We start from the raw sequence: 3916 nt of genomic DNA, 5'->3' as shown, positions 1-3916 counted from the left end.
GGTGTGCTCGCCGAGCCTCGGCGAGCACACCGACGCGCTGCTCACGGAACTCGGCCTCGATTCGGAGCATATCGCGGACCTGCGGGCACGCGGCGTCGTCGCTGGCTGAGCCTCGCCGACAGGGCCGGACCCCGATCTCGAAAACGGCCGACGCCCGGAGCGAACCGGGCGCGGCGACGATGAGGAAGCCAGCATGACCGACACCCCGACCACCCTCCGCCGCGACGGCCGCATCGCCGTGATCACTCTGGCCTCGCCGCCGGTGAACGCGCTTGGCTCGGCCGTCCGCGAGAGCCTGCGCGACCGGATCGCGGAAGCGGGCGCGGACGAGGCGGTCGGCGCGATCGTGCTCACCGGTTCGGGCAAGCTGTTCTCGGGCGGCGCCGACATCACGGAGTTCGGCAAGCCGCCTCGCGGCATGGGCCTGGGTGAGCTGCTCGACATCATCGAGACCTCGTTCAAGCCGGTGGTCGCCGCGATCCACGGGCAGGCGCTCGGCGGCGGCCTCGAGCTTGCGCTCGCCTGCCACCACCGGGTCGCGACGCCCTCGGCCAAGCTCGGCCTGCCGGAGGTCAAGCTCGGCCTCGTGCCGGGCGCCGGCGGCACGCAGCGCCTGCCGCGGGTGGTCGGCCCGCAGAAGGCTCTGGAAATCATCACCTCGGGCCAGCCCGTCGGCGCCAAGGCCGCGCAGGCGATGGGGCTCGTCGATGCGTTGACCGGCGCGGACACGCTGGTGGCCGACGCGGTCGCCTTCGCCGAGCGCGTCCTGGCCGAGGGGCAGGCCTCGCCGCGCATCCGCGACCGCGACGACCGGATCGCCGAGGGTCGCGACAACCCCGGCCTTTTCGAGGCCTTCCGCAAGGCGAATGCGAAGAAGTTCCGCGGCTTCGAGGCGCCGGAGGGTTGCATCCGCTGCGTCGAGGCGGCCTGCAATAGACCGTTCGCGGAAGGCATGGCCTTCGAGCGCGAGACCTTCGAGCGGCTGATGCACGGCGCCCAGTCGATCGCCCAGCGCCACGTCTTCTTCGCCGAGCGCGAGGCCGCCAAGATCCCGGGCCTGGGCAAGGACACGCCGACCCGCGCGGTCGCCCGCGTCGGCATCATCGGCGCCGGCACGATGGGTGGCGGCATCAGCATGAACTTCCTCAACGCCGGCATCCCGGTGACGATCGTCGAGGCCAAGCCCGAGGCGCTGGAGCGCGGGCTGAAGACGATCCGCAGGAACTACGACGGCTCGGCCAAGAAGGGCCGCATCACCGCCGCCGACGTCGAGACCCGGATGGGGCTGCTCACCGACAGCCTCGACTTCGCCGACCTCGCCGCGTGCGACCTGATCATCGAGGCGGCGTTCGAGGACATGGACCTCAAGCGCACGATCTTCGAGAAGCTCGACGCCATCGCTAAGCCGGGCGCGATCCTCGCCTCCAACACCTCCTACCTCGACATCGACGTGATCGCCGGCATGACGAAGCGCCCGCAGGACGTGATCGGCATGCACTTCTTCTCGCCGGCCAACATCATGCGGCTCCTCGAAGTGGTTCGCGGCGCGAAGACCGCACCAGACGTGATCGCCACCGCGATGGCCCTGGGGCGGCGGATCGGCAAGGTCGCGGTGCTGGTCGGCGTCTGCCACGGCTTCGTCGGCAACCGCATGCTGGAGCAGCGCCAACGCGAGGCCAACAAGCTGATCCTCGAAGGCGCCCTGCCGCAGGACGTGGACCGCGTGGTCGAGGGCGTCGGTCTGCCGATGGGGCCGTTCGCGATGAGCGACCTCGCCGGCCTCGACATCGGCTGGTCGGCCGAGACCTCGAAGGGCGAGAGCGTGCGCGACATCCTGTGCGAGCAGGACCGCCGCGGACAGAAGACCGGGCGCGGCTTCTACGATTACGACGAGAACCGGCAGTCCACGCCCTCGTCCGAAGTCGATGCGGTGATCCGTCAGGTGTCCGAGCGCAAGGGCATCGCCCGCCGCACCGTGACGGACCAGGAGATCCTGGAGCGCTGCCTCTATCCGATGGTCAACGAGGGCGCCAAGATCCTCGAAGAGGGCAAGGCGCTGCGGGCCTCCGACATCGATACGGTGTGGATCAACGGCTACGGCTGGCCGGTCTACACCGGCGGCCCGATGCACTGGGCCGACGCCATCGGCCTCGACACGATCCTGGCTCGGATGAAGGCTTTCGAAGCCGAGCACGGGCCGGAATTCACACCCTCGGCCCTGTTGGAAAAGCTCGTCGCGGAAGGCGGGAGCTTCGCCGGGTACGACAAGGCGGCGCGGAACGCAGGCTGAAAGCGCCACCCTCCAACCTTCGCGCGGCTGCGACTTCTCGGGTTGCCGAAGGTGCCGCTGGTCCCCTCTCCCGTTCGGGAGAGGGACAGGGTGAGGGGCGTGCCCTGTCCGGATCGACCTGACCCCACACCCCAACCCTCTCCCGAACGGGAGAGGGGGCCGCACAGGGCTTCGAGCGATCGTCTCTCTTACCCGATCGCCCCGCTGGCGATCGTCACGCCGCCATCCACCACGATCGCCTGACCGGTCGTGAACCGCCCCGCGGCGGAGGCGAGGAAGATCGCGGCGCCCGCGATCTCGTCCGGCTCGCCGATGCGGCGCAACGGGGCGCCCGAGGTCGCGGCTTCCAGAACCTTCGGGTCCTCCCAGAGGGCGCGGGCGAAGTCGGTGCGTACCAAGCCGGGGCAGATGCAATTCACGCGGACGTTGTGCGGGCCGTACTCGACCGCGTAGTTGCGGGCGAGCTGCATGTCGGCGGCCTTCGAGACGTTGTAGGCGCCGATCACCGGCGAGCCCTTGAGGCCGCCGATCGAGGAGACGATGACGATCGCGCCGTCCCGCCGGGCGATCATCGACGGCGCCACGAGCTGGATCAGCCAGTGGTTCGAGACGACGTTGTTCGACAGGATCTTCTGGAATTGCTCGTCCTTGATCTCGGCGAGCGGGCCGTAATACGGGTTGCTGGCGGCATTGCAGACCAGCACGTCCACTTCCCCGAATTTTTCGCGGGTTTCGAAGATCAGGCGGACGAGGTCGTCCTTCACCGAGATGCTGGCCGGCACCGCCATCGCGCGGCCCGCGCCGTGCGCCGCCTCGATCTCGGCCACGACCGCGTCGCAGGCCTCGCGCTTGCGCGACGACACCACCACCCGCGCCCCCTGCTCGGCCATGCGCAGGGCGATGGCGCGGCCGATTCCCCGGGACGAGCCGGTGATGACGGCGACCTTGCCGGTGAGATCGAACAGCGACATCGGATCATCCTCTCGCGCGTCTGAGCTTGGCCATGCCGCCGATCCAGCGGTCGTGGTCGTCGGCCTTGCGGCGCACGTACGCGGCGACTTGGCCGTGCGGCAGGATCAGGAATCGGCCCTCCGCGAGCCCCGTGAACGCCGCCTCGGCTACGGCGTCAGGGCTGAGCAGGCCGTCGCGCAGAGCCGGCTCGCGCGGGGAGGCGCCGCGCACCATCGCCGTGTCGACGCCCTGCGGACACAGCGCGGCGACGCGGATGCCGTGATCGCGATGGGTGATCGCCAGGTGCTCGCAGAAGCCGAGCGCAGCGTGCTTGGTGGTGGAATAGGTGGCGCTGCCGATCTGGCTGAGGAGCCCCGCCGCGGAAACCGTGGCGAGGAAGCTCCCGGAGCGCCGGGCGATCCAATCCGGCAGCAGCGCCCGCGCCGCGTGGACGTGGCCCATGACGTTGACGGCCCAGGCGCTGGCCCAGTCGGCTTCCGCTGCGGAGGCCGCGTTCTCGGGATCGGGATCGCGGAGCAGGATGCCGGCATTCGAGGCGTAGACATCCACCCGGCCGTGGTTGCGGATCGTGTGCGCGACGAGGTCGGCGACGCTCTCGGCCTCGCCCACGTCGCAGGTCGCGGGCGTGCCGCCGACCTCGGCCGCGGTCTCGGC

At 70.3% G+C, this 3916-nt stretch carries 3 protein-coding genes; 1 reads left to right on the top strand and 2 read right to left on the bottom strand.

The genetic code is table 11. The annotated features are described in order from the left end of the window. Positions 1-193 precede the first annotated feature (193 nt). On the top strand, positions 194-2290 hold the full coding sequence (locus FV222_RS19545; RefSeq protein WP_147764897.1) for a 3-hydroxyacyl-CoA dehydrogenase NAD-binding domain-containing protein: 2097 nt from the start codon (positions 194-196) through the stop codon (positions 2288-2290). A gap of 188 nt (positions 2291-2478) precedes the next feature. Here the strand turns inward: FV222_RS19545 and FV222_RS19535 are convergent, their stop codons facing one another. Together FV222_RS19535 and FV222_RS19530 are read right to left on the bottom strand one after the other, a co-directional pair. Next, positions 2479-3261, bottom strand: a complete 783-nt coding sequence (locus tag FV222_RS19535; RefSeq protein WP_147764895.1) for an SDR family oxidoreductase — start codon at positions 3259-3261, stop codon at positions 2479-2481. Positions 3262-3265: 4 nt separating this feature from the next. Further along, positions 3266-3916, bottom strand: a 651-nt coding sequence (locus tag FV222_RS19530) for an SDR family NAD(P)-dependent oxidoreductase (protein ID WP_147815435.1), incomplete at its 5' end; no start/stop codon positions are given.

It is taken from the genome of Methylobacterium sp. WL103, assembly GCF_008039885.1.
Lineage (GTDB): Bacteria > Pseudomonadota > Alphaproteobacteria > Rhizobiales > Beijerinckiaceae > Methylobacterium > Methylobacterium cerastii.
This window is presented reverse-complemented; position numbering and strand designations above follow the sequence as displayed.